Annotated in this window: 17 protein-coding genes; 10 read left to right on the top strand and 7 right to left on the bottom strand. The window is 69.8% G+C overall.

Going from position 1 to position 20,719, the window contains the following annotated elements; genetic code table 11:
- Position 1 precedes the first annotated feature (1 nt).
- On the top strand, positions 2-4,534 hold the full coding sequence (gene gltB, locus PRL19_RS03135; RefSeq protein WP_273744443.1) for a glutamate synthase large subunit: 4,533 nt from the start codon (positions 2-4) through the stop codon (positions 4,532-4,534).
- Between the two features lie 37 nt (positions 4,535-4,571).
- On the opposite strand, the gene PRL19_RS03130 is transcribed toward gltB, so the two are convergent.
- On the bottom strand, positions 4,572-5,012 hold the full coding sequence (locus PRL19_RS03130) for an MliC family protein (RefSeq protein ID WP_273743835.1): 441 nt from the start codon (positions 5,010-5,012) through the stop codon (positions 4,572-4,574).
- On the opposite strand from PRL19_RS03130, the gene mtgA reads away from it, so the two are divergent.
- From mtgA to queG, 3 genes are all read left to right on the top strand, one after another.
- On the top strand, positions 5,004-5,723 hold the full coding sequence (mtgA, locus tag PRL19_RS03125; protein WP_273743834.1) for a monofunctional biosynthetic peptidoglycan transglycosylase: 720 nt from the start codon (positions 5,004-5,006) through the stop codon (positions 5,721-5,723). The two genes, PRL19_RS03130 and mtgA, sit on opposite strands and share 9 nt — an antisense overlap.
- A 77-nt stretch (positions 5,724-5,800) precedes the next feature.
- A complete protein-coding gene (gene fzlA / locus PRL19_RS03120; protein ID WP_045982541.1) occupies positions 5,801-6,487 on the top strand; it encodes an FtsZ-binding protein FzlA in 687 nt (228 codons plus the stop codon).
- Between the two features lie 73 nt (positions 6,488-6,560).
- Positions 6,561-7,574, top strand: coding sequence for a tRNA epoxyqueuosine(34) reductase QueG (gene queG / locus PRL19_RS03115; protein WP_273743833.1), 1,014 nt, complete (start codon positions 6,561-6,563; stop codon positions 7,572-7,574).
- Here queG and PRL19_RS03110 read toward each other — a convergent pair.
- Both PRL19_RS03110 and cobA read right to left on the bottom strand, forming a co-directional pair.
- Positions 7,571-11,083 (bottom strand): calcium-binding protein, encoded by a 3,513-nt coding sequence (locus tag PRL19_RS03110; protein WP_273743832.1) that lies wholly within the window; start codon positions 11,081-11,083, stop codon positions 7,571-7,573. The two genes, queG and PRL19_RS03110, sit on opposite strands and share 4 nt — an antisense overlap.
- Positions 11,084-11,216: 133 nt before the next feature.
- Positions 11,217-11,960: a uroporphyrinogen-III C-methyltransferase gene (gene cobA / locus PRL19_RS03105; RefSeq protein ID WP_046001212.1), complete on the bottom strand. Its 744-nt coding sequence runs from the start codon at positions 11,958-11,960 to the stop codon at positions 11,217-11,219.
- A 148-nt stretch (positions 11,961-12,108) separates the two neighbouring features.
- Between cobA and PRL19_RS03100 the strand changes: the two genes are divergently transcribed.
- Together PRL19_RS03100 and PRL19_RS03095 are read left to right on the top strand one after the other, a co-directional pair.
- On the top strand, positions 12,109-13,485 hold the full coding sequence (locus PRL19_RS03100; RefSeq protein ID WP_273743831.1) for a cryptochrome/photolyase family protein: 1,377 nt from the start codon (positions 12,109-12,111) through the stop codon (positions 13,483-13,485).
- Positions 13,482-14,150: an SDR family NAD(P)-dependent oxidoreductase gene (locus PRL19_RS03095; protein ID WP_273743830.1), complete on the top strand. Its 669-nt coding sequence runs from the start codon at positions 13,482-13,484 to the stop codon at positions 14,148-14,150. Before PRL19_RS03100 ends, PRL19_RS03095 begins: the two co-directional genes overlap by 4 nt.
- Here the strand turns inward: PRL19_RS03095 and PRL19_RS03090 are convergent, their stop codons facing one another.
- Positions 14,151-14,687 carry a glutathione peroxidase gene (locus tag PRL19_RS03090; protein WP_046001215.1) on the bottom strand — a complete coding sequence of 179 codons (537 nt, stop codon included), beginning with the start codon at positions 14,685-14,687 and terminating at the stop codon, positions 14,151-14,153. It lies immediately after the preceding gene.
- A 27-nt stretch (positions 14,688-14,714) separates the two neighbouring features.
- Positions 14,715-15,521, bottom strand: coding sequence for a tryptophan-rich sensory protein (locus tag PRL19_RS03085; RefSeq protein WP_337960267.1), 807 nt, complete (start codon positions 15,519-15,521; stop codon positions 14,715-14,717).
- A 60-nt stretch (positions 15,522-15,581) separates the two neighbouring features.
- On the opposite strand from PRL19_RS03085, the gene PRL19_RS03080 reads away from it, so the two are divergent.
- Positions 15,582-16,604, top strand: a complete 1,023-nt coding sequence (locus PRL19_RS03080; protein ID WP_046001216.1) for a LacI family DNA-binding transcriptional regulator — start codon at positions 15,582-15,584, stop codon at positions 16,602-16,604.
- Here PRL19_RS03080 and PRL19_RS03075 read toward each other — a convergent pair.
- The gene (locus PRL19_RS03075) at positions 16,601-17,458 is read right to left on the bottom strand and encodes a hypothetical protein (RefSeq protein ID WP_273743829.1); all 858 of its coding nucleotides are present in this window, start codon (positions 17,456-17,458) and stop codon (positions 16,601-16,603) included. The two genes, PRL19_RS03080 and PRL19_RS03075, sit on opposite strands and share 4 nt — an antisense overlap.
- Complete coding sequence (gene mobA / locus PRL19_RS03070) at positions 17,445-18,053, bottom strand: molybdenum cofactor guanylyltransferase MobA (RefSeq protein ID WP_148910875.1); 609 nt, start codon at positions 18,051-18,053, stop codon at positions 17,445-17,447. The genes PRL19_RS03075 and mobA overlap by 14 nt, the downstream gene beginning before the upstream one ends.
- A gap of 158 nt (positions 18,054-18,211) precedes the next feature.
- On the opposite strand from mobA, the gene exbB reads away from it, so the two are divergent.
- The 3 genes from exbB to PRL19_RS03055 are packed head-to-tail and all read left to right on the top strand — an operon-like array spanning position 18,212 to position 20,589.
- A complete protein-coding gene (gene exbB / locus PRL19_RS03065; protein WP_273743828.1) occupies positions 18,212-19,246 on the top strand; it encodes a tonB-system energizer ExbB in 1,035 nt (344 codons plus the stop codon).
- Positions 19,247-19,249: 3 nt separating this feature from the next.
- Positions 19,250-19,711 (top strand): TonB system transport protein ExbD, encoded by a 462-nt coding sequence (gene exbD / locus PRL19_RS03060; protein ID WP_217845336.1) that lies wholly within the window; start codon positions 19,250-19,252, stop codon positions 19,709-19,711.
- Entirely contained in the window at positions 19,708-20,589 is an 882-nt protein-coding gene (locus PRL19_RS03055; protein WP_273743827.1) for an energy transducer TonB family protein, read from the top strand. The genes exbD and PRL19_RS03055 overlap by 4 nt, the downstream gene beginning before the upstream one ends.
- The last annotated feature ends 130 nt before the right edge of the window (positions 20,590-20,719 follow it).

Genomic DNA, 20,719 nt, shown 5'->3' with positions numbered 1-20,719 from the left:
CATGGACTGGCAAGCACAGGAAGAAGCCCGCCGCGCATGGATGGACCAGAACAGCCTGTACCGCGAGGAGGACGAGCATTCGTCCTGCGGCGTGGGCTTCGTGGTCGATCTGGACGGCAAGGCCAGCCGCCGGGTCGTGCAGAACGGCATCGACGCGCTGAAGGCCATCTGGCATCGCGGCGCGGTGGATGCGGACGGCAAGACTGGCGACGGCGCGGGCATCCACGTCCAGATCCCGGTGCCGTTCTTCTATGACCAGGTGCGCCGCACGGGCCACGAACCCGATCAGAACAAGCTGATCGCGGTCGGCCAGGTGTTCCTGCCGCGCACGAACTTTGCCGCCCAGGAGGCCTGCCGGACCATCGTGGAATCCGAGGTCCTGCGGATGGGGCACTATATCTATGGCTGGCGCCATGTGCCGGTGAACACCGCCGTGCTGGGCGAGAAGGCGAACGCCACCCGCCCCGAGATCGAGCAGATCCTGATCCGCTGCGAGAAGGACATCGACCAGGTCCGCTTCGAGCGCGAGCTGTACATCATCCGCCGCCGCATCGAGAAGGCCGCCATCGCGGCGCAGGTGCGCGAGCTGTATTTCTGTTCGCTGTCCTGCCGGTCGATCATCTACAAGGGCATGATGCTGGCCGAGCAGGTCGCCGAATTCTATCCCGACCTGAAGGACGAGCGGTTTGAATCGGCCTTCGCGATCTATCACCAGCGTTACAGCACCAACACCTTCCCGCAATGGTGGCTGGCCCAGCCTTTCCGCATGCTGGCCCATAACGGCGAGATCAACACGCTGAAGGGCAACCTGAACTGGCTGCGCAGCCACGAGATCCGCATGGCATCGTCGGCCTTCGGCGACGCGGCCGAGGATATCAAGCCGATCGTGCCGGCCGGGTCGTCGGATTCGGCGGCGCTGGATGCGGTGTTCGAGGTTCTGGTGCGGTCCGGGCGGTCCGCGCCGATGACCAAGACGATGCTGGTTCCGGAAAGCTGGTCCAAGGCCACCACCGACATGCCAAAGGCCTGGGCGGACATGTACGCCTATTGCAACGCGGTGATGGAGCCGTGGGACGGCCCCGCGGCGCTGGCCATGACCGACGGGCGTTGGGTCTGCGGCGGCCTGGACCGCAACGGGCTGCGGCCGATGCGCTATGTCGTGACGGGCGACAACCTGCTGATCGCGGGCTCCGAGGTCGGCATGGTGCCGGTGGAGGAGACCGGCGTGCGCGAGAAGGGCGCGTTGGGACCGGGGCAGATGATCGCGGTCGATATGTGGGACGGCAAGCTGTACCACGACACCGAGATCAAGGACCGCCTGGCCGGCAGCCAGCCTTTTGGCGAGTGGATCGAGAAGGTCACCGAGCTGAACGACATCATGCGCGACCTGCCCGAGGTCGTGCGGTATCAGGGCGACGCCCTGCGCCGCCGGCAGAGCGCGGCCGGGTTCACCCATGAGGATCTGGAGCATGTCCTGGCCCCGATGGCCGAGGACGCCAAGGAATCCATCGCGTCGATGGGCGACGACACGCCCCCCGCGGTCCTGTCGAACCAGTACCGCCCGATGAGCCATTTCTTCCGCCAGAACTTCAGCCAGGTGACGAACCCGCCGATCGACAGCCTGCGCGAGACGCGGGTGATGAGCCTCAAGACACGCTTCGGCAACCTCAAGAACGTGCTGGACGAAAGCAGTGCCCAGACCGAGATCGTGGTGCTGGAGAGCCCGTTCATCGCCAACGGCGAATACGATGAGATGGTCAAGATGTTCGGCGACACCGTCACCGTCATCGACTGCACCTTCGCCGAAGGTGCCGGGCCGGACGCCTTGGGCGAAGGCCTGGCACGCATCCGCGCCGAGGCCGAGGATGCCGTGCGGTCGGGCGCGGGCCATCTGGTGCTGTCGGATGACGCGCAGGGCCCTGGCCGGGTCGCGATGCCGATGATCCTGGCGACCAGCGCGGTGCATTCCTGGCTGACCCGCAAGGGCCTGCGGACCTTCTGCTCGGTCAACGTGCGGTCGGCGGAATGCATCGACCCGCATTACTTTGCGGTGCTGATCGGCTGCGGCGCGACGACGGTGAACCCCTATCTGGCGCAGGATTCGATCGACGACCGGATCGCGCGCGGGCTGCTGACCGGGACCCTGGTCGAGAACATGCGCCGTTATCGCACGGCCATCGACGCGGGCCTGCTGAAGATCATGGCCAAGATGGGCATCTCGGTCCTGTCGTCCTATCGCGGCGGTCTGAACTTCGAGGCGGTGGGCCTGTCGCGCGCCATGGTCGCCGAATATTTCCCCGGCATGCAGTCGCGGATCTCGGGCATCGGCCTGCACGGGCTGCAGGCCAAGCTGGAGGCGCTGCACCAGGTCGCCTTCCGCACCGACAACGTGGACATGCTGCCGGTCGGCGGCTTCTACAAGCTGCGGCGGACGGGTGAAAAGCACGCCTGGGAAGCCAACACCATGAAGCTGCTGCAGGTGGCCTGCGAAAAGGCGTCCTATGACATCTGGAAGCAGTTCAGCGCCACGATGCGGACCAACCCGCCGATCCACATCCGCGATCTCTTGGACATCAAGCCCTTTGGCAAGCCGGTGCCGATCGAGGAGGTCGAATCGATCACCTCGATCCGCAAGCGCTTCGTGACGCCGGGCATGTCGCTAGGGGCGCTGTCGCCCGAGGCGCACATGACGCTGAACATCGCGATGAACCGGATCGGCGCAAAGTCCGATTCGGGCGAGGGCGGAGAGGACCCGGCGCATAGCCACCCGCTGCCCAACGGCGACAACCCCTGCGCCAAGATCAAGCAGGTCGCCTCGGGCCGCTTCGGTGTCACCGCCGAATACCTGAACGCCTGCGAGGAACTGGAGATCAAGGTTGCCCAGGGTGCCAAGCCCGGCGAGGGCGGCCAGCTGCCCGGCATGAAGGTCACCAAGCTGATCGCGCGTCTGCGTCACTCGACGCCGGGCGTGACGCTGATCAGCCCGCCGCCGCACCACGACATCTATTCCATCGAGGATCTGGCGCAGCTGATCTATGACCTCAAGCAGATCAACCCGCGCGCCAAGATCACCGTCAAGCTGGTGGCATCGTCGGGCGTGGGTACCATCGCGGCGGGCGTGGCCAAGGCCAAGGCCGACGTGATCCTGATCAGCGGCCATAACGGCGGCACGGGCGCCTCGCCCGCCACGTCGATCAAGTTCGCGGGTCTTCCGTGGGAGATGGGCCTGACCGAGGCGCATCAGGTCCTGGCCATGAACCGCCTGCGCGAGCGGGTGACGCTGCGCACCGATGGCGGTCTGCGCACGGGCCGCGACATCGTCATGGCGGCGATGATGGGCGCCGAGGAATACGGCATCGGTACCGCCGCGCTGATCGCGATGGGTTGCATCATGGTCCGCCAGTGCCAGTCGAACACCTGCCCGGTGGGCGTCTGCACCCAGGACGAGAAGCTGCGCGCCATGTTCACCGGGTCGGCGGACAAGGTGGTGAACCTGATCACCTTCTATGCCCAGGAGGTGCGCGAGATCCTGGCATCCATCGGGGCGCGCTCGATCGACGAGATCATCGGGCGGGCCGATCTGCTGACCCAAGTCAGCCGGGGTGCGGCGAACCTGGACGATCTGGACCTGAACCCGCTGCTGATCACCGTCGATGGGGCGGACAAGATCGTCTATGACCGCACCAAGCCGCGCAATGCCGTGCTGGACACGCTGGACGCCGAGATCGTCAAGGACGCCGCCCGTTTCTTCGAGGACGGCGAGAAGATGCAGCTGTCCTATGCGGTCCGCAACACCCACCGCACCATCGGGACGCGCACGTCGTCGCTGATCGTGCAGAAGTTCGGGATGCGCAACAACCTGCAGCCCGACCACCTGACGATCCGCCTGACCGGCAGCGCCGGGCAGTCGCTTGGCGCCTTCGCGGCCCCGGGGCTGAAGATCGAGGTCTCGGGTGATGCCAACGACTATGTCGGCAAGGGTCTGTCGGGCGGCACCATCGTGGTGCGGCCGCCGATGGCCAGCCCGCTGGTCGCGGCCGACAACACGATCATCGGCAACACGGTCCTCTACGGCGCGACGAACGGGCATCTGTTCGCGGCGGGCCGGGCGGGCGAACGCTTTGCGGTCCGCAACAGCGGTGCAAGCGTGGTGATCGAGGGCTGCGGGTCGAACGGCTGCGAATACATGACCGGCGGCGTGGCCGTCATTCTGGGCCGGATCGGCGCGAACTTCGGCGCGGGCATGACCGGGGGGATGGCCTATCTGTACGACCCCGAGGGGCTGGCGCGTGATTACATCAACCCGGAAACGCTGGTGATGTGCGCCGTGACCCAGGACCACTGGGAGGATCAGCTGAAGGGCCTGATCGAACGGCACCTCAAGGAGACCGGATCGCGTCGCGCCGACGAGATCCTGTCGAACTGGGACCGCGAGAAGGGCAACTTCCTGCAGGTCTGCCCCAAGGAGATGCTGCAGCACCTGTCCCACCCCATCGAGGCGGTGGACCAGACCCGCGCGGTTCCCGCGGAATGACATCCGGCGCGGCCCCCTTGCGGGGCCGTGCTGCGTTTCAGGGCCGGGCGGTACAGGTGACGGGGTCCGCGTCCGACATGGCGTCGGTGAACGTCACTTGGTCGCCCTTGGTCCACCATTCCAGCGCCCCGGAGACATAGCGCGCGCCCGATGCCGCGATCACGTTGACGAAGATCCGCGGGCCGTCCTCCAGCGTGACCAGCGCCAAGGCATCGTCCCCCGACGTCACATAGGTCACCGCCACCTGACGCCCGTCGTCGCAATCATGCGTGACGCTGGTCATGGTGGCATCGGGCGCCAGCGGCAGGGACAGCATCGGCTGTGCCAGCGCGGGGGCGGCAAGGGCCAGCAGCAGGGGCAGGATCGGCGCGGCATGTCGGGGCATGGCATCCTCGGGGCGGTTGTTCGCGGGCAGCGTGGCGCGGGGCCGCGCGGCTGGCAAGGTGCGCTTGACGCAAAGCGCCGCACCATGAGACATGCGGGCATGATCCTGCGCCGCGCCCACCCCTCCAAGACCGAACCGGCCCGATCCGCCCGCAGGCGCGGCAGGCCGATGTTCTGGCTGCGCTTTCTGGCGCTGCGGGCGGTGCTGGTGATGCTGGGGTCGGTGGCGATCTATGGCGTCGTGAACCCGCCGCTTACCTGGACGATGGTCGGCGCCGCGCGTCAGCACCCGTTGACCCCGCGCGAATGGACGCGGCTGGCGGACATCGCCCCCGTGATGCGCCGCTCGGTGGTCGCGGCCGAGGACGCGAATTTCTGCAGTCACTGGGGTTTCGACATGGTCGAGATCCGCAAGGTGGTCGCGTCGGGGTCGTCGCGGGGGGCGTCCACGATCACCCAGCAGACCGCCAAGAACGCGTTCCTGTGGCAGACGCGCAGCTGGCCGCGCAAGGCCGCCGAAACGATCCTGACGCCGCAGATCGAGGCCTTGTGGTCCAAGGCCCGCATTCTTGAAGTCTATCTGAACCTGGCCGAATTCGGGCCGGGCATCTTCGGCATCCATGCCGCGGCGCGCGACCATTTCGGCACCACCCCCGACCGGCTGACCCCGGTGCAGGCCGCGCGCCTGGCCGCCGTCCTGCCCAACCCGCGCCAGCGCAGCCCGTCGGGGCCGTCGGCGCGGTCGCGGGCCATCCTGGACGGGGCGGAGACGATCGCGCGGGACGGGCGGGCCGCCTGCTTCTGAGGGCTGCGGTTGAAAGCGGCGGGGTCGGGGCGTATCAACGGGGCGTTGCGACAATAAGAAGAAGGTCTCGAGCAGCCATGAACACCAACACGCAGACCACGCGACTGTACCACACCGCCCTGTCCCCGTTCTGCCGCAAGGTGCGGCTGGTTCTGGCCGAGAAAAAGATCGAGGTCGAACTGGTCGAGGAGCGGTACTGGGAGGGATCGCCCGATCTGAAGCGCCGCAATCCGGCGGGCAAGCTGCCGGTGCTGCGCTATCGCGGCAACCTGCTGGCGGAAAGCCAGGCGATCATCGAATACCTGGACGAGGCGGTGCCCGCCCCGTCGCTGATGCCGCAGACCCCGCTGGAGCGCCACGAGGTGCGCCGCCTGTGTGCCTGGTTCGACGACAAGTTCCATACCGAGGTCACCCAGCCCATCCTGAACGAGCGCGTCTGGAAGAAGATCACCCGGTCGGGGTATCCCGACAGCCGCGTGGTCAAGGACGGGCTGCGCGCGGTCAAGGACCACATCGACTATCTGTCGTCCCTGCTGGAGACGCGGCGCTGGCTGGCGGGCAACACGCTGAGCCTGGCGGATTTTACGGCGGCCGCGCATTTCTCGTGCCTGGATTACATCTCGGACGTGGATTGGGACCGGTCCGAGGGTCTGCGCGACTGGTATGCGACCATCAAGTCCCGCCCCGCGTTCCGGTCGGTCCTGGCTGACCAGGTGCCGGGCATCCATCCCGCTCCGCATTATGCCGAGCTTGACTTCGGCTGAGGGCGGGGGGGGCAGCCCCCCATCGCCTGACGGCGATCCCCCCCGGGGTATTTGGGCAAAGCAGAAGACCCGGATGCAGGCCGAGGCGCGCGCGGTGGGATTTGCCGCGATGGGCGTCATGCGCCCGGACGGCGTGCCGGAGCTGGCCGGGCGGCTGACGGATTTCGTGGCCCAGGGGCGGCACGGGCAGATGGGCTGGATGGCCGAACGCATGGGCTGGCGCGGCGATCCGGCGGCGCTGTGGCCCGAGGCGCGGTCGGTGGTGATGCTGGCCGAGCTGTACACCCCCGAGGGCGATCCGCTGGCGGTGCTGGATCAGCGCGACCGCGCCGCTGTCAGCGTCTATGCGCAGGGGCGCGATTATCACGACCTGGTCAAGAAGCGGCTGAAGCGGTTGGGGCGCTGGCTGCTGGAAACGGCGCCCGAGTCGGGGCACCAGATCAAGGTCTTTGTCGACACCGCGCCGGTGATGGAAAAGCCCCTGGCGCAGGCCGCGGGCCTGGGCTGGCAAGGCAAGCACACCAACCTTTTGTCGCGCGATCTGGGCAGCTGGTTCTTTCTGGGCGCGATCTTCACGACCATGCCGCTGCCACCGGACGCGCCGCAGGTCAGTCATTGCGGGTCCTGTCGCACCTGTCTGGACGTCTGTCCGACCGGGGCCTTTCCTGCGCCCTATCAGCTGGATGCGCGGCGCTGCATCTCCTACCTGACGATCGAGCACAAGGGGCCGGTGGACCCCGACCTGCGGGCGCTGATGGGCAACCGGATCTATGGCTGCGACGACTGCCTGGCGGTCTGTCCGTGGAACAAGTTCGCGCAGGCAGGCTCCGAGATGCGCTATCGCGGGATCATCGATGCGCCGCCGCTGGCGGAGCTGGCGGGACTGGACGACGCGGCGTTCCGGGCGCGGTTTTCGGGGTCGCCGATCAAGCGGATCGGGCGCGACCGCTTTGTCCGGAACGTGCTGTACGCGATCGGCAATTCCGGCGATGCCGCACTGGCACCCGTGGCGCGGGGACTGACCGGGGACGCCGATCCGGTCGTGGCCGAGGCCGCGTCCTGGGCCGCGGCGCGGCTGGCGCGCTAGAGCAGGAAGTCGTCGCCGTCCAGCGACAGCCGACCGTCCAGCCGGATCAGCATGTCGGCCTGTCGGTCGCCGTTCACGTCGATCAGCAGGTGCGTCTGCTGGCCCACATGCTCCCACCGCAGGGATCGCTGGCCCTGATGCCCGCCCGATCCGGCATAGGTCAGGTTCATCGCGCGCAGGTCCAGCAGATCCTCGCCCGTTCGGAAATCGGTGATCAGGTCGGGGGCACGGCGCGGGCTGTCCATCGCGCCGAAGAACCGGAACGTGTCGCGCCCCATGCCGCCCTGCATCACATCGCCGCCCGTCCCGCCGACCAGCACGTCGTTGCCCGGCCCGCCCAGCATCCGGTCCGCCCCTGGACCACCGCGCAGCAGGTCGTTGCCCGGCCCCCCGGACAGCCAGTCATTGCCCACACCCCCGTCCAGCGTGTCGTTGTGCCAGCCGCCGTTCAGGCGGTCGTTGCCCAGCCCGCCGACCAGCCAGTCCGCCCCAATGCCGCCATCCATGACGTCGTCGCCGGCATCCCCGAACATGCGGTCGTTGCCGGCCTCTCCGAACAGGCGGTCTGCCCCCGCGCCGCCGGACATGCGGTCGTTGCCGGCCCCGCCGCGAAGGATGTCATTGCCCAGATCGCCGTTCATCCAGTCGTTGCCGCCGCCGCCCAGCAGGGTGTCGTTGCCCATGCCGCCGGACATGACGTTGTTGCCGCCGCCCCCCATCAGCAGGTCGAACCCCGTGCCGCCGAACATGCGGTCATGCCCGGGGCCGCCGTTCATGCGGTCGTTGCCCGCCCCGCCATCCAGCGTGTCGTCGCCCGCTCCGCCCTGCAGGACGTCATTGCCAACACCGCCGATCAGGCGGTCGCGCCCGATCCCCGCGGTCAGCGTGTCATTGCCCGTGCCGCCGTCCAGCACGTTCCATCCGACCATCGAGATCAACAGGTCGTTGCCGTCCTCTCCGAACAGGCGGTCGTTGCCGGATCCGCCGAACAGGCGGTCGTCGCCCATGCCGCCGAACAGCATGTCATTGCCGCCCTCGCCGTTCAGGACGTCGTTGCCGCCATCGCCGTACAGCGTGTCCCAGCCCCAGCCGCCCCACAACGTGTCCTGGTCATCGCCGCCCCACAGCATGTCATTGCCGTCACCGCCCCACAGCACGTCATGCCCGGCACCGCCCAGCAGGCGGTCGCCCCCCGTCCCGCCGAACAGCGTGTCGTTGCCCTCGCCGCCGTCGAGCTGGTCGTCATCCTCGTTTCCCTCCAGGACATCGTCGCCGACCCCGCCCAGCAGGGTGTCGCGGCCGGTGCCGCCTGACAGGCGGTCTGTGCCGTCGCCCCCCTCCAGGTGGTCGTTGCCCACCCCGCCGATCAGCAGGTCATCGCCGCCATCGCCGAACAGCCGATCGTCGCCATCCCCGCCCAGAAGCGTGTCGCGCCCATCGCCCGCCTGCAGGCTGTCATGGCCTGCGCCGCCGTCCAGGTAGTCGATCCCGGCCCCGGCGATCAGCGTGTCATCACCGTTCCCGCCCAGAAGGCGGTTGTTGCCGGACAGATCCTCCAGCCAGTCGTTGCCCGCCTCTCCGGACAGCACGTCGTTGCCGTCGCCCCCCGACAGCCGATCGTTGCCTGATCCGCCATACAGCGTGTCGTTGCCCGAATCGCCATGCAGCGTGTCCGTTCCGTCGCCGCCATAGAGCAGGTCGTCGTCATCGTCGCCGTGCAGCAGGTCGTCGCCCGCATCCCCGAACAGCGTGTCGCGGCCCGGGCCGCCATGCAGGCTGTCATGGCCGTCGCCGCCGCGCAGATAGTCGTTGCCCGCCTCTCCGCGCAAGGTGTCGTCGCCCGCGCCGCCGGAGACGGTGTCGTTGCCCGCCCCGGCCATGATCTGTTCGCGCCGGGCCCCGCCGATCAGGTGATTGGCGTCCGCCGTACCGAAGATCCACAGCGCCTCGGTCGAGGGGGGCGGCACGGGGGGCGTCACCACGGGGTCGGTCTCGGGCGCCAGATAGTGGCCCACCGGGAACAGCGCGTTCGAGAAATCGGCCGCGGTCAGGCCGCGCCCGGTGCGGGTGGTGATGTCCAGGATGGTGTCGCCATAGATGATCATCACCCCGTTCGCCGTGGGGATGAAGCGCAGTTGCCAGACACTGCGGATGTTGCCCAGCATCGACATGTCCAGCCGGTCCACCGCGGGGTCATAGTCCAGGATGGTGATCCGCCCGGTCACCCGCGACGGCACGAAGATGTCGGCCCCCGCGCCGCCTACCAGGGTCACCGGGGCCGCGCCCGCGACCAGGATGTCGTTGCCGTCGCCCCCCTCGATCCGGGTGGTGGCGGCGCCGGCGACCAGCAGGTCGCCCCCGGTGCCGCCACGCGCGGTGCTCGCCCCCGCAGTGGCCGTGGCCCCGATCGGGCCGGGCTCGAAGACCAGTTGCGTCACGCCCGTCTCGGTCCCGGAACCGACGAACAGCAGGATGCGACCGTCGATCACCCGCGCCTCGATGTCGGTGACATCGGCCAGGGTCATCGCGTCGGTGTCGATGATGGTGGTCAGGTGCAGCAGCCGCCCGTCGGGCAGCATGGTGAACACGCTGATCCCGTCATCGGCCCCGCCTGCAAAGACGAAGGCCCGCCCGCCCAGGACCACGGTCTCCAGCGCGGTGGCGTTCTGGAACCGGGTCGACCCCTCGTCCAGGACGTGATCGACGGTGGTCAACCGCCCGTCGGCGGTCAGGCGGAACACGGTCAGCGTCCCGGACCCCGTCGCCGCCATCACCACATAGGTGCGGCCGCCGAACTGCACCGCGTCCACGTCGGATGGCACGTCATAGCCGGTGCCGCGGTCCGCCCCGTGCACCATGCCCGGCGTCAGCGCGCCCGACGCCGACACCAGATGCGTCGCGATGAAGTTCCCGTTCCCCGAGATCGAGATCAGGATCCGCTGCCCGTCCACGCTGACATCGGTGATCTTGTCCAGGTTCGCGTCGGTCGTGCCCGCCGGGGTGGCGATGGTGGCCTGGCCTGCCCGCACCAGCGCGCCGTCCGCGCCCATCCGGTGGGTAGTCAGCGTCAGCCCGCCGCCCTGCGCCGAATACAGCACCTGCGCCTGGCCCGTGTCCACCTGGCCCAGGGCCGTCACCTGCGGACCCAGGCTGGTGCCGAACAGCCAGCCAAAGGTCGACATCGCCCCGATGTCACCGCGCAGCGTCACGCCCAGGTTGCTGGCCCCACCCATCTGGCCCACGTGGATCAGCGTGTCGCCGCCCATGTGGATCGCGGTGATCTGCGGCGGTCCCTGATAGGTGAAGTCGGCCAGATAGGGGCGGGTGCGCAGCATGGTGATGGGGGCCGCGGGGTCGCTGATCGCATAGGTGCTGATCCCGCCCCGGACCTGGTTCGCCGCCACCAGCAGCAGGCGGCCGTCGGCCTCGACGATCTCGAGGTCGGTCAGATTGGACAGCCAGCGTTGTTCCGTGACGCCAAAGGTCGTCACGTGGCGATACACGATCATGGCAATACTGCGGGTTGTCCGGCCATCGGCGCCGGGAACAGGGGGCAGTTGTTAAGATGGTCTTAACCGCGCCGCCTGGCCAGTCTTGCTTGACGTGCATTTTAGGCAAAGGCCCGCGCCGGGGCGGGAACCCTCAGGCGGGCAGCGCCAGCGGCCCATAGAGGATCAGCCCCGGCTGGCTGGCCGGCCCGTCGCGCGACAGAAGATCGGCCAGCGACGCCACCGTTCCGGGCAGCAGGCGCTGGCCGGGATGGCCAACGGCCTCGGCCAGCAGGGCGGGGGTGTCGGGGGGCAGGCCGTGGTCGATCAGCCCCTGCGCCATCTTGGGAAAGCTGCGCTGGCCCATGAACACCACGGTCGTGGTCAGCGGGTCGGCCAGGGCGGCCCAGTTGATGTCGCCGGGCAGCTGGCCGGTGATGTCGGCACCGGTCACGAACTGCACCCGCCGCGCGGTCAGGCGCCGGGTCAGCGGCATGCCCATCGCCGCCGCCGCGGCACTGGCCGAGGTGACGCCGGGCACGATCTCCCACGGGATGCCGGCGGCGGTCAGGGCCACCAGTTCCTCCTCCAGCCGGCCGAAGATGCCGCTGTCGCCCGACTTCAGGCGCACGACGCGGCGCCCGGCCTGCGCATGCTGCACGATCAGTGCGTTCACGGCGTCCTGCTTGGCCGACGGGCGACCCGCGCGCTTGCCCACGGCGATCAGGTCGGCCTGCGGACCCGCATGGTCCAGCACCGGTCCCGATGCCAGGTCGTCGAACAGCACCACGTCGGCATGGGCCAGCCTGCGCGCGGCCTTCAGCGTCAGCAGGTCGGGATCGCCCGGACCCGCCGAGACAAGCGAGACGAAGCCGGGGGGAAAGCTGGGATCGGACAAGGGCTGTGGGCCTTATGGGCGGGCGGGGTTTCAGCTATACCACCCCGGCCCGGTGTGACAATGCCGCGCGTTTTCTTTGCCCGCGGCACGGGCGATGAAACCATATCGCCGCTGGCGCGTGATCATCCGGGCATCAAGGGAGAATGCGATGACGGTCATCTGTTGGTTCAGGCGGGTTCTGCGGCTGGACGACCACCCGGCGCTGGTCGCGGCCGCCGCCGCGGGCGCGGTGATCCCGCTGGTGATCCTGGACCCGCGCGAGGCAAGCGACCGGCCCGCCAGCGCGCAGCGCCAGGCGATGGCGCTGGGGCCGCTGGACCACGCGCTGCGCAAGATCGGCAGCCGGCTGATCGTGCGGCGGGGTGATCCGGCCAAGGTGCTGGAACAGGTCCTGCAGGAAACCGGGGCCGATGCGGTGCACACGACGGTGGGGTTTCCCTTCGCCTCAGACGACGGGCTGGCAGAGGTGGTGGAACGCGGCGGGGCGCGGCTGCATCTGCACGACCTGGCCGATCTGGTGCCGCGGGGGTCGGTGCTGACCGGGTCGGGCGGGGTCTACAAGGTCTTCTCTCCGTTCTGGAAGGCGGTGCGCCAGGTGGACATCGCGCCGCCCCTGGCGCCACCGTCGCTGTCCGCACCCGATGCCTGGCCCGACAGCGACGGCACCGACTGGCCCGAGGCCCGCGCTGCGATGGACCGGGGCTGGGATGTCATGGCCGCCCATGTCCGCGCCGGAGAGGAGGAGGCCCATGCCCGGCTGGAGGAGTTCATGTCGGGCGACGTCGCAGGCTACAAGCAGGACCGCAACCATCCCTGGCGTCCCCAAGCCACGTCGGGCCTGTCCGATGCGCTGGCCGTCGGAGAGATCAGCGCCCGGCGCATCTGGTCGCGCTGCCGCGGAGAGTTCGAGCAGGGCATTCCGGGGATCGAGCCGTTCCTGTCCGAGGTCTGCTGGCGCGAGTTCGCGCGCGAGCTGATGTTCGAGACGCCCGACATGGACCGCAGCTGCTGGCGCAAGGAGTGGAACGACTTTCCCTGGCGCGCCGACAATGACGACGCCGAGGCCTGGCGGCGGGGCCGCACCGGCGTGCCCATCGTCGATGCCGGGATGAGAGAGCTGTACGTCACGGGGCGGATGCACAACCGCGTGCGGATGATCACCGCCAGCTATCTGACGAAACATCTGCTGACCGACTGGCGCGTGGGGCTTGCGTGGTTCGAACATTGCCTGGCCGATTGGGACGCGGCGTCGAACGCCATGAACTGGCAATGGGTGGCGGGCTGCGGGCCGGATGCCTCGCCCTATTTCCGGATCTTCAATCCGGAGACGCAGGCCGAGAAGTTCGACGGCAAGAACCAGTACCAGGACCACTGGATGCGCCCCGACGCGCCCGGCGCGCGGGAATTCGCGGCGGCCATTCCGCGGGCCTGGGATCTGGACCTGACGAAACGTGCCATGCCGCGGATCTCGCTGGCCGAGGGCCGTGCCCGCGCCCTGACGGCCTATGAGGAGGTGAAATCGTGACGCGCGCGCTGATCCTGGGGGCGACGGGCGGCATCGGGCGGGCGCTGTCCGCGCGGTTGGAGGCGCAGGGGGCGCAGGTCACGGGCCTGTCGCGATCAGCCGACGGGATGGACCTGACACGGCCCGGAACGGTCGCGGAACACGCCGCGCGGCTGGCGGGGCAGTCCTTTGACCTGATCGTGAACACGACGGGCGCGCTGGTCATCGACGGGAACCAGCCGGAAAAGTCGCTGGACGCGGTCGATGCGGACGCCATGGCACGACAGTTCGCGCTGAACGCCACCGGGGTCGCGCTGGCGATCCAGGCCTTTGGTCCGCTGCTGGCGCGGGACCGGCGGGCGGTGTTCGCGTCGCTGTCGGCGCGCGTGGGCTCGATCGGCGATAACGATCTGGGCGGCTGGATCGGCTATCGCGCAGCCAAGGCGGCGCAGAACCAGATCATCCGCACCGCATCCATCGAATACCGCCGCCGGAACCGTCACGCGATCCTGGTTGCACTGCATCCGGGCACGGTCGAGACGCCGCTGACCGCGAAATACGCCTCCCGCTATCCAACCATCACCCCCGACCGCAGCGCCGAGGCGTTGCTGGCGGTGATCGACGGGCTGACGACCGACGATACCGGCAGCTTCTGGGACTGGAAGGGCGCGCGGGTGCCGTGGTGATCAGGTCAGATAGGGCGACGCGGCGCCCATGATCTGACGCCCGCCCGGCTTGACGAACGACCCCCAGGTGCCCGCGATGCGGCCCTGCGGGTCCAGCAGCACCTTGTTGAAGTTCCACTGCGGCACGAACCCCGTCTGGGCCCGCGCCCAGGCATAGAACGGGTGCACGTCCCCCTTGGCCACGTGCAGGATGTCGGTCATCGGCAGGGTCAGGCCGTATTGCAGCTCGCAATATTCCTTGGCCTCGGCCCCGCTGGCCAGTTCTTGGTTGAAATCGTCCGACGGCACGGCCAGCACCACCAGACCGCGTGGGGCATAGGCATCGTGCAGCGCCTGCATGTCGGCCAGCTGGCCCGCAAAGCCGCACATCGACGCGGTGTTGACGACCAGAACCGGGCTGCCGCGCCACTGCGCGGTGTCATAGCTGCCCCCGTCGACGGACGGAAAGGTGAAATGCGGCACGTCCTCTGCCCGCGCGCGGGTCAGGCCCAGGGCGGGCAGGGCGGTGGCAAGGGACAGGAAAAGGCGGCGTCTCATGGGCTTTCTCCTTGGGTGCGGGTCAACTCATCGGGCGGTGGCAAGGCGACCCGCCAGCGCGGCGGCGCCAAGGGTCGCGATCAGGATCACGGGCCAGTTTCCGGCGCCCCAGTTGGCGACGACGATCCCGGCCAGCGCCCAGATCACGGCCGCGGAATAGGCCCATTCGCGCGGACGCAGTGACTGGACCGCCAGCGCCAGCGCGCTGACCGCGATCAGGCATAGGATCGCGGCGGTCTGGGCCGACAGCCAGCCGTGACCGCCCAGCCAGATCCCCACCGACACGCCCGACGCCGCCGTCAACCAGCCCGCGTAAAGCGCGATGGGCCGCCCCTCCAGCCAGCGGTCGCGGCGACCGGCCCAGATCATCGCGACGATGGCGCTGACCAGCATCGCGATGATCATCAGCGTGGCCAGCCCCGGCAGGCGCTGCGCTACCGGCAACCAGAAGAACCCGATGACCAGGCTGACCAGCAGCGGCGCCCGCAGCGGCAGCCAGCCCTCGTCGTCGGCACGGCGCCACAGGCCGAAGGCGGCGCCGGCGATCAGCCACAGATAGATCAGTCCCCAGATCGAGAAGGCCCAGCCCGCGGGCTGGATCGGCGGGTCGGGCTGGGGAATCGGAAAGCGGTCGGGATCGTAGCCCGCAAAGCCCGGGAACAGCAGCGGAGAAACGGCAAAGCCCACCGCCGCCAGCAGGACCAGAAGGGCAAGGGTGCGGTTCGGCATGGGCAGGGCTTTCTGCTGGGGCGCGGGGTGCAGGTTGGCGCGTTGTGCGCGTTTGTCAACGTGCAGGGTGGCGCGGCGGTTGCCATGGGCGCGCGTTCGCGCCATGGATAGGGCCCCCGCATCCCGGCGCGACACCGCGCCGCAGCCCGATGGCCCGTGCAGACGATGAAGCTCAAGGATTTCGCCAAGCTGGTGGGCATGTCCGCGACCACGGTCAGCCGTGCCCTGAACGGCCACCCCGAGGTGAACGAGGCGACCCGCGCCCGCCTTGTCGCCGCCGCCCGCCAGCACGGCTATCAGCCCAACGCCCATGCGCGCTTTCTGGCGATGGGCCATGCCAGCACCATCGGCTGCGTGATCCCCATCGGCGGCCGGAACGAGATCGTGAACCCGATCTATGCCGATTTCCTGGCCGGGGTCGGCGAGGAATGCGCCCGCCGCCGGTTCGAAATCAACCTGACCGTCGTCCCCGAGGAGGATCAGCCCGACGCCTATCGCGCGCTGTCGTCCAAAGGTCTGATCGGGGGCGTGATCGTGCAGTTCCCGCGCCATGACGACCCGCGCCCCGCGCTGCTGGATCGGATCGGACTGCCTTATGTCGTGCATGGGCGGGTGACCGGGCATGACGGTCCCTACAGCTGGGTGGACGTGAACAACCTGCGAGCCTTTGAACGCGGGACGGGGTTCCTGCTGCAGCTTGGTCATCTGCGCATCGCGCTGCTGAACGGGGACGAACGGCTGGATTTCGCGCGCCGCCGCCGCGACGGATACCTGCGCGCGCTGCGCGATGCGGGCCATGCGCCGCGGCCCGCGCTGATGACCACCGGAGAGATGACGGCCGCCTATGGCTATGCCCAGGCCCGCGCGCTGCTGGCGGGCCCCGAGGCGCCGACCGCGTTCCTGTGCGCGGCCACGATGATCGCAACCGGCGTGCGCCAGGCGATCGAAGAGCGGGGGCTGGTCCTGGGCCGCGACGTGTCGGTGCTGACCTTCGATGACGACCTATCCTATTACGCGAACCGCGATGCGGTGCCGGTGTTCAGCGCCATGCGGTCGCCGGTGCGGGTGGCAGGGGCGCGCTGTGCGGCACTGCTGATCGACCGGATCACCGGCGGTCCCGGTGATCCGGTGCAGGAGCTGCTGGAGGCCGAACTGGTCGTCGGCCGGTCCACCGCGCCGCCGGCCTAGGGCATCGGCCCGTCGCCCGTCCGGGGCATCGCCGCGCGCAGGGCCGCGTCATGGCCGAACCCCAGGATCTGCCCCTCGGCCGCCAGATCGGTGATGCGGGGGTCGGGGGCCAGCATCGGCATCAGCGCGTCGCGGTCGTCCAGCGCGCGCAAGGTGCGGGCCAGCAGCCCCACCTGTGCCGCATCCAGGCAGGGCCAGCCCGCAACATCCAGCCGCCCCAGCATCGAGGGATAGACCTCGGCCAGCACCAGTTCCGCGTCCTGCCATGGCTGGAACGGCCAGACCGCCGTGCCCGCCCGCTGGCGCAGGCGGTTCAGCCAGGGGATGCCCGTCAGGCTCTGCGCGCCGACCGCACCCGCGCCGGCCAGTTGAAAGGGCGATTTTGGGCGCGGGCCTCCGGGAGCCGGGGTTTCCGTCACGCGGTGCGGTTTCAGGTCGGGATGGGGCGGGGGCCTCAGCCGCGGCAGGTCCGGCGTGGGCAGCCGCCGCCCGTCCCCCCAGAAGACCGGCGCATCCAGCGCCCGGTTCAGCCCCGCCGCCACATCACGATAGTTGCTGCAGTTGCGCGCGTCGTCGCTGTGCTGCGCGTCCAGGTGGTCCCACAGCGCCAGCGCATCGGCCCGCCCGGTGATCTGGCGCGCCAGCCCCGACGGATGGCCAAAGGCGAAATCCGCCCCGATCAACAGCCGGGTTCCCGGTTCGGCCAATCCCTGCAGCAGGTGGTGGGCCTCCATCCGGGTCGGCGGGTTGGCCAGCAGGCCGCGGTCGTCGCCGATCCAGATCGAATCGGCCCCTCGTGTCGGGCGTCCCGCCGCCGACCAGTCCAGGACCACGATCCGGTCAAAGCGCGGCAAGACGCGCCTCGGCCCGGGCCAGGTCGGCGGGGGTGTTGATGTTGGCAAAGACCGCGTCCGGCCAGACCGCACGCCCCGGCTGATGGCGTTCGGCAAAGCGGCGGACGCGGCGCTGATCCGCGGCCAGCGTCGCGGCCAGATCGTCGCGCAGCGCCACGGGCCACAGCCCGAAGGTCGGATGATCGCGCGGCCCCTGCGGATCGTCGCCCGCCGCCAGCGCAAGCCCCATGGGCCCCCGCGCCGCCCACAGCCGCGCCACCAGGTCCGGTGGCAGAAAGGGAGAATCGCCCGGCACGGTCAGCACATGTGCGGCCCCCAGGTCCCGCGCCCAATCCATCGCCACCAGCACCCCCGCCAACGGCCCGGGGCGGTCGGGCAGACTGTCGGGCAGCACGGGCAGACCGAACCGGGCAAAGCGCGCCGGATCGCCGTTGGCGTTCAGCGCCAGCGGCCCGGCCTGCGGGCGCAGGCGGTCCAGCACATGCGCCAGCATCGGCCGCCCGGCCAGCGCCATCAGGGGCTTGTCACCGCCGCCCATGCGGGTCGCGCGGCCTCCGGCAAGGATCAGGGCGGGGATGCGGGGGGGTGATGTCATGGCGCGACTGTGGCCCCGCCGCATCGGCGGCACAAGGCATCACCGCGTTTCCAATAGTTGACAGTTTTGCTTGGTGGGCCGATAACCCCCCGGACCGCCGCAGGCCCGACGCCCTTTCGCGCCCGCCTGCCCGACACCAACTGGATGCAAGGACCGCCATGACCCATCTGCCCAGACAGCCGCTTCGCGCGGGGCTTGCCGCACTTCTGGTCGCCGCGACGCTGGCCGGTGCAGGCCTGGCCCAGGACGTGCCGACAACCCAGAGCCAGCCAGAGGCTGCAGTTCCTGCCGCCCCGCAACCCGCCGCCGACGCGGCCGCACCGGCGGCTGCGCCCGACGCCGCGGCCGTCCCCAACGCCGCGACCCCGGATGACGCTGCAGCGGGTTTGCAAGCCCCGTTTCCGACGCAACCTGCCGCGCCGGGCCAGACCGCGACCCCTGCTGACCCTGCCGATGCGGCGCAACCGGTGCCGGTCGTGGCCGAACGCGACCCCGGCCTGCCGCATGACCTGTCGCCGATGGGCATGTTCCTGGCCGCGGACTGGGTCGTGAAGGGGGTCATGATCGGGCTGGCGGTGGCGTCGGTCATCACCTGGACGATCCTTCTGGTGAAGCTGATCGAGCTGTGGGCCGCCTCGCGCCGGGTCACGTCGGCCACGCGGCGCATCCAGGCCGCGCCGTCCCTGCCGGACGCCCTGGCCGGGATCGGGCGCCGCGGCGATCCGGTGTCGCGCATGATCCGCTCTGCCGCCGAGGAATACCGCCGGTCCGAACCGGCCCTGGCGCAGGCGGGCGATCACGGCATCAAGGAGCGCGTCGCCTCCCAGCTGGACCGGATCGAGGTCGCCGCCGGTCGCCGCATGGCGCGGGGCACGGGGGTGCTGGCCACCATCGGGTCGACCGCGCCCTTCGTGGGTCTGTTCGGCACCGTCTGGGGGATCATGAACAGCTTCATCGGTATTTCCGAATCGCAGACGACCAACCTGGCCGTCGTCGCGCCGGGCATCGCCGAGGCGCTGCTGGCCACCGCCATCGGCCTGGTCGCGGCGATCCCCGCCGTGGTGATCTACAACGTCTTTGCCCGCGCCGTCACCGGCTACCGGATGCGTCTGGGCCATGCCGCGGCGGGGGTCCAGCAGATGGTCAGCCGCGACCTGGACTTTCGCGGCCGCGGCCCTGCGGCGGGGGTCTAGGCCATGGCCGGAGGCATCCGCGACACCGACGACCTGGCCGACAACCACGAGATCAACGTCACGCCTTTCATCGACGTGATGCTGGTGCTGCTGATCATCTTCATGGTGGCCGCGCCCCTGGCGACCGTCGACGTGAACGTCGATCTGCCGGTGTCGAACGCGACCCAGGCCGAACGCCCCGAGCAGCCCGTCTATGTCAGCGTCAGGCCCGATCTGAGCCTGGCCGTGGGCGATGACGACGTGGCCCCCGGCGCGCTGGCCGCGGCCCTGACCGCGGCGACAGGCGGCGACCGCGAACAGCGCATCTTCCTGCGCGCGGACCGTGCGGTGGCCTATGGCGACCTGATGGGGGTGATGAACACGCTGCGCGACACCGGCTATCTGAAGATCGCCCTGGTGGGGCTGGACGCCGTGCAGGCCCCGCCCGAGGTCCCGGCCGTGCCTGCCGCGGGTGCCGCGCCATGAGCGGTCGCGCCCTGCGCATGCTGGGCGAGGGGGGGCTGTGGGCGGGTGCCTCGGTCCTGGTGCTGGCGGCGCATGTGGGGGCGGGGATCTGGATCATGGGGCGCGCGGATGCGGGCGCCCCGCCAGGCCTGCCCGATGCGGTCTTCGTCGACCTTGCCCCCGCGATGCCGCCTGCCGCCGACATGCCCCAGGGCGCGGAGGCTGCCGCCGGCTTGGACGCCCGTCCCGAAGTCGAGGCCGAGGAGGAGCCTTTGCCTGAGGAGCCGCAACCCGAACCCCAGGCCGAGCCCGAACCCGATCAGGTGGTCGAACCCATCGACCCGGCGACGCTGGACCTGCCCGATTTCCAGCAGTTCGCGCCCCCCGACATTCCGGTCCGGACGGCGCTTGCTCTGGACAGCTCGACCCGCCCGCAGCGGCGTCCCGAGCCGCAACCCGAACCCGAACCCCGCCGCGACCCGGAACCGGCGGCAGAGCGTCAGCCCGAACCGCAACGCCGGCAGGCGGCACAGGCCGCCGGGCAGCGCGGTCAGGCCGAGACCAGTCGCCCGGCGGGCAATGCCCAGGGCGGCGGGGCCTCACGGCAGGCTGCGGCCGATGCGGCATCGCTTTGGGGCGCGCAGGTCGGGGCCTGCATCCAGCGGCGCGCAACGCTGCCCCGGAACGTTCGTCAGGGGGGGCGGGTCAATCTGGCGCTGACGGTCTCGCGCAGCGGTGCCATCCAGGGTGTTGGCATCGCCGGATCGTCGGGAAGCCCGAATGTGGACCAGGCGGCGCTGACCGCCGCACAGCGCGCAGGCCGCTGTCCCGCAGCTCCTGCAGCGCTGACCGATCCGATCTATTCGTTTACGCTACCGATCCGCCTGGACGTCCCCTGATCGCAGGGCCGCGCAAGCCGCCCCCATCGAAGGGGCGTCTTGCGCCGGGGGCTGCGCCCCCGCGGTACGGTGCCGTGAGGATCGTCCCGTGCGATTCGTGGCCGGCGCGGGGGGGCCGGGGGGTGCAGCC

Source organism: Paracoccus marcusii, from assembly GCF_028621715.1.
Classification (GTDB): domain Bacteria; phylum Pseudomonadota; class Alphaproteobacteria; order Rhodobacterales; family Rhodobacteraceae; genus Paracoccus; species Paracoccus marcusii.
Note: the sequence above shows the minus strand (reverse complement) of the source record. Positions and strands in the feature narration are given on the sequence as shown.

What these genes read in the sequence shown, in the direction of transcription:
- gltB (WP_273744443.1), top strand. Translation starts at nt 2, where the DNA reads ATGGACTGGCAAGCACAGGAAGAAGCCCGCCGCGCATGGATGGACCAG.
- mtgA (WP_273743834.1), top strand. Translation starts at nt 5,004, where the DNA reads ATGAGACATGCGGGCATGATCCTGCGCCGCGCCCACCCCTCCAAGACC.
- PRL19_RS03130 (WP_273743835.1), bottom strand. Translation starts at nt 5,012, where the DNA reads ATGTCTCATGGTGCGGCGCTTTGCGTCAAGCGCACCTTGCCAGCCGCG.
- fzlA (WP_045982541.1), top strand. Translation starts at nt 5,801, where the DNA reads ATGAACACCAACACGCAGACCACGCGACTGTACCACACCGCCCTGTCC.
- queG (WP_273743833.1), top strand. Translation starts at nt 6,561, where the DNA reads ATGCAGGCCGAGGCGCGCGCGGTGGGATTTGCCGCGATGGGCGTCATG.
- PRL19_RS03110 (WP_273743832.1), bottom strand. Translation starts at nt 11,083, where the DNA reads ATGATCGTGTATCGCCACGTGACGACCTTTGGCGTCACGGAACAACGC.
- PRL19_RS03100 (WP_273743831.1), top strand. Translation starts at nt 12,109, where the DNA reads ATGACGGTCATCTGTTGGTTCAGGCGGGTTCTGCGGCTGGACGACCAC.
- PRL19_RS03090 (WP_046001215.1), bottom strand. Translation starts at nt 14,687, where the DNA reads ATGAGACGCCGCCTTTTCCTGTCCCTTGCCACCGCCCTGCCCGCCCTG.
- PRL19_RS03085 (WP_337960267.1), bottom strand. Translation starts at nt 15,521, where the DNA reads ATGGCGCGAACGCGCGCCCATGGCAACCGCCGCGCCACCCTGCACGTT.
- PRL19_RS03080 (WP_046001216.1), top strand. Translation starts at nt 15,582, where the DNA reads ATGAAGCTCAAGGATTTCGCCAAGCTGGTGGGCATGTCCGCGACCACG.
- mobA (WP_148910875.1), bottom strand. Translation starts at nt 18,053, where the DNA reads ATGACATCACCCCCCCGCATCCCCGCCCTGATCCTTGCCGGAGGCCGC.
- exbB (WP_273743828.1), top strand. Translation starts at nt 18,212, where the DNA reads ATGACCCATCTGCCCAGACAGCCGCTTCGCGCGGGGCTTGCCGCACTT.
- exbD (WP_217845336.1), top strand. Translation starts at nt 19,250, where the DNA reads ATGGCCGGAGGCATCCGCGACACCGACGACCTGGCCGACAACCACGAG.
- PRL19_RS03055 (WP_273743827.1), top strand. Translation starts at nt 19,708, where the DNA reads ATGAGCGGTCGCGCCCTGCGCATGCTGGGCGAGGGGGGGCTGTGGGCG.